Genomic DNA, 4,065 nt, shown 5'->3' on the forward strand with positions numbered 1-4,065 from the left:
GCATCTTCGCCATGCAGCAGGCCTGTCCGGCCTGCGGCGGGCGCGGCCAGACCATCAAGAATCCCTGCACCGAGTGCCATGGCGCCGGTCGCGTGGAGGAAGAGAAGGTCCTGTCGGTCAAGATCCCGGCCGGCGTGGACAATGGCGACCGCATCCGCCTGACCGGCGAAGGCGAAGCGGGCCCTCCGGGCACGCCGCCGGGCGACCTGTACGTGGAAGTGCGTGTGCGCGAGCACGACATCTTCCAGCGCGATGGCGACGACCTGCACTGCGAGGTGCCGATCCGCATCTCGCAGGCGGCGCTGGGCGATACCGTGCGCGTTCCGACGTTGAGGGGCGAGGCGGAGATCCGCATTCCCGCCGAAACCCAGACCGGAAAACTGTTCCGCCTGCGCGGCAAGGGCGTGAAATCGGTGCGCAGCCGCAGCGAGGGCGACCTCTATTGCCGCGTGGTGGTGGAAACCCCCGTCAACCTGACCGGTGAGCAGCGCGAGCTGCTGGAGAAGTTCGAAGCCACCTTCAGCGGCGAGGAGGCGCGCAAGCACTCGCCGAAGTCGGCGACGTTCCTCGATGGCGTGAAGGGCTTCTGGGACCGCATGACGTCCTGACGCCGGCGCGGTTCGGCTTGCTTCTAGAATGGGGCTCCTTCGTGGAGCCCTTTTCGTGCCCGGACCCCTCATCGGCATCGTCGGCAGTGCAGGCGCCTATGGCCGCTGGCTGCAGCAGTTCTTCCGCAGCCGCATGGCCCTTGAGGTGATCGGCCATGATCCCGCCGATCCGTCTTCCACGGACGAGGCGGACCTGGTCCGCCGTGCCGACGTACTTCTGTTTTCCGCACCCATCCGGGCGACGGTGTCGCTGATCGAGCGTTACGTGGACCTGGCGGGCGGTGACGAGAGCGGGAAGCTGTGGCTCGACGTGACATCGGTCAAGGCCGCGCCGGTGGCCGCCATGTTGCGGTCCCGGGCCGAGGTCGTTGGCCTGCACCCCATGACCGCCCCGCCCAAGTCGCCGACGCTGAAGGGCAGGGTGATGGTGGTGTGCGAGGCGCGGCTTGACCGCTGGCGTCCGTGGCTGACCGCGCTGCTCGAGGCGTTGGACGCCGAATGCGTGGAGGCCACCCCGGAACAGCACGACCGCGTGATGGCACTGGTGCAGGCCATGGTGCATGCGACGCACCTGGCGCAGGCGGGCGTGCTGAGGGGACAGGCCGACAGGGTAGGCGATCTCGCCTCGGTGATGCCTTTCCGTTCGGCCTCCTTCGAGATGGATGCCGCGATCATCGCGCGCATCCTGTCGTTGAACCCTGCGATCTACGAAGACATCCAGTTCGGCAATCCACATGCGTCCGAGGTCCTGCGCGCGCTCGGACAACAGGTGGCCCGGATGGCCGCGTTGGTGGAAGAAGGCGGCGACGCCGCACGCGAGGCCTTCCGCAACGAGTTCCTGCACGACAACCGCGAAGCGGTGGGTGCCGCTGCGCTCGCGGAGGGCAACTACCACTACGAGCGCATCGGCTACCTGCTGGCCGACCTGTCGGCGGACAAAGCGCTCAGCGTTCACCTGCCGCAGGACCGGCCCGGCTCGTTGCGCAGCCTGCTGCATGTGTTCGAGCGACACGACGTCAGCCTGTCGTCCATCCATTCGTCGCGCACGCCAGAGGGTGACGTGCATTTCCGGATCGGATTTGACACCGGCATCGACGCGGAGGCGTTGCAGCGCGCCGTCGCTGAGATCGCGGAGACCGGTATCGGTCGGATCGTGTCGTCCGCCTGATCGACCATCGAATCCGCCGATCGGCATGTAAACCCGTTTACTCGACAAGCGTGAGTCGAGAGCCCTAGCATCCCCCACGAGGCGGCGGCCACGACCGTCACATGAGCTTCATCATCCTCAGGGAGCGACGGGAGATGGGTCAGGACAACACGCGGGTGACGCGGTCGCCACTGCAGGTGCTGGCTGCACGGAAGGACGACGAGGAGGCGATCGCCCTGCTCACGCAGATCGTGGTCGCCCAGGGTGAAATCGCCGCGGCCGGTCCCGAGCCCCAGGATGTCGTGGATGCGATCACCCATCGTGCGCAGGCCCTGACGCGCTCCGACGGCGCGGTGCTGGAAATCCGCGATGGCGCGGTCATGCGCTACTGGTCGGCCAGCGGCATCGCGCACGACATGGTGGGCATGAGCATCCCCGTGGAGGGTAGCCTGTCCGGTCGCTGCATCCACGAAGGCCGTGTGCTGAGGTGCGACGACAGCGAGGACGACGCACGCGTGAACCGCGATGCCTGCCGGCGGGTCGGACTGCGTTCCATGCTGGTCGCCCCCCTGCATTTCCGTGGCCAGGTGGTCGGCGTGCTGAAGGTGGTTTCGGCGACGCCCATGGCCTACCGAGACGCCGATTGCCGCACGCTGGAACAGCTCAGTACGCTGGTGGCCGCCAGCTTCTACAAGGCGATCGAACACGCGCAGATGCGCGCGGCACTGGAAACGCGCAAGGGAGCGGTGGATCGGGACCGCCAGCACGCGCAGGCCGCGAGGGTGCGCCTCGAAGACGTGCTGCGCGAGGGTAGGCTGACGAGCGTCCTGCAGCCCATCGTGCGGCTTGCCGACGGCGCCACCGTCGGGTACGAGGCACTGGCACGCTTCCCGATCGAATACGACCTGTCCACCAGCCGCTGGTTCGAGGACGCCGCAAGGCACGGCTTGAGCGTGCCACTGGAACTCGCTGCCGTGGAAGCGGGGCTGGCGTGCCTGCCGCGCATTCCCGGAGACGCCTACATCGCGCTCAACGTGTCGCCCGAGACCGCATGCAACGAGCGCCTGTCTTCGTTGCTGGCAGCAAGCGAGCCGCAGCGACTGGTGCTGGAAATCACGGAGCACACGCCTGTCGACGACTACGGACAGCTGAACACCTGTCTCGCCGCGCTGCAGGCGCGCGGCGTGCGCATCGCGGTGGACGACACCGGCGCGGGCTTCGCCAGTCTGCGCCACGTGCTGCGGCTTTCCCCCGACATCATCAAGCTCGACATCTCGCTGGTGCGCGAAGTCGACCAGCGCCCGCGCATGCAGGCCCTCATCGCGGCGCTGCTCGCATTCGCCGAGGGGACGCGCGCGCAGCTGATCGCGGAAGGCGTGGAGACAGAACGCCAGTGCGACGCACTGAAAGCACTCGGCGTGGCCTTTGCGCAGGGCTACTTCCTCGGTCATCCGGCCGCGCCGTAGCCCGGCCTGGCGGGCAAGCGGTTACCATGCGGCCATGAACGCCTCCCCGATCCGTATCCTCATCCATGGTGCGTCCGGTCGCATGGGCCAGGCGTTGCTCCGCCTCGCCGCCGAACAGGCCGGCCACTGCCAGGTCGTCGCGGCGGTGACACGGCGTACGCCGTCACCGCGCGTGGTGGACGGCGTCCCCCATTTCGCGGCCAGCGAGCTGGCGGGCGTGCCGGCCTTCGATGTCGCCATCGACTTCAGCCTGCCCGACGGGTTCGATCACATCCTCGCCCTCTGCGTCGAGCGTGGCGCGGCGCTGGTGTCCGGAACGACGGGCATGGCCGACGCGCAGGCGGGCGCCCTGGTGCAGGCGGCGAAGAGCATCCCGCTGGTGTGGGCAAGCAACTTCAGCCTTGGCGTCGCGGTCCTGGCGGACCTGGTGGAGCGAGCCGCGGCAGCGCTGCCGGGGTGGGACGTGGATGTCGTGGAGTCGCACCACGTGCACAAGAAGGATGCGCCGTCCGGCACGGCGCTCACGCTCGGAGGCGCGGCAGGCAGCGCGGGCGCGCCCGTGCATTACGCCAGCCTGCGCGCGGGCGACATCGTCGGCGAGCACACCGTGCAGTTCACCGGGCTGGGCGAGCGGGTGGAACTGGTGCACCGGGCGACGCATCGCGATGTGTTTGCACGCGGCGCGCTGCACGTTGCGCGGCAGCTCGCCGGGCGCCCGGCGGGCAGCTACCGGGTGCGCGACCTGTTGGCGTGAAGGCACGCGGGCTTGCCCACGTCGCGCTACAACCTGAACACGGCGGGCTTGGGCACGCCGCCGAGCATCCGGCGTAAAAAACGGTGGCGC

4 protein-coding genes are annotated in these 4,065 nt (G+C 68.7%); all 4 read left to right on the top strand.

Annotated features, from left to right (window positions below; all coding sequences use genetic code 11):
• The coding region (locus AC04L7_RS13720; RefSeq protein WP_475513213.1) for a DnaJ C-terminal domain-containing protein at nucleotides 1-608 on the top strand (608 nt) is incomplete at its 5' end.
• 55 nt (nucleotides 609-663) lie between these two features.
• A complete protein-coding gene (locus AC04L7_RS13725) occupies nucleotides 664-1,776 on the top strand; it encodes a prephenate dehydrogenase (RefSeq protein ID WP_435998364.1) in 1,113 nt (370 codons plus the stop codon).
• 101 nt (nucleotides 1,777-1,877) lie between these two features.
• Complete coding sequence (locus tag AC04L7_RS13730) at nucleotides 1,878-3,221, top strand: sensor domain-containing phosphodiesterase (RefSeq protein ID WP_435998367.1); 1,344 nt, start codon at nucleotides 1,878-1,880, stop codon at nucleotides 3,219-3,221.
• Nucleotides 3,222-3,255: 34 nt separating this feature from the next.
• Entirely contained in the window at nucleotides 3,256-3,975 is a 720-nt protein-coding gene (gene dapB / locus AC04L7_RS13735) for a 4-hydroxy-tetrahydrodipicolinate reductase (RefSeq protein ID WP_435998369.1), read from the top strand.
• Nucleotides 3,976-4,065 lie beyond the last annotated feature (90 nt).

Source organism: Pseudoxanthomonas sp. LjRoot204_2 (assembly GCF_056175765.1).

Bases quoted from the DNA above. Each gene is read 5' to 3' on its own strand.
- dapB (WP_435998369.1), top strand. From the start codon at position 3,256: ATGAACGCCTCCCCGATCCGTATCCTCATCCATGGTGCGTCCGGTCGC.
- AC04L7_RS13730 (WP_435998367.1), top strand. From the start codon at position 1,878: ATGAGCTTCATCATCCTCAGGGAGCGACGGGAGATGGGTCAGGACAAC.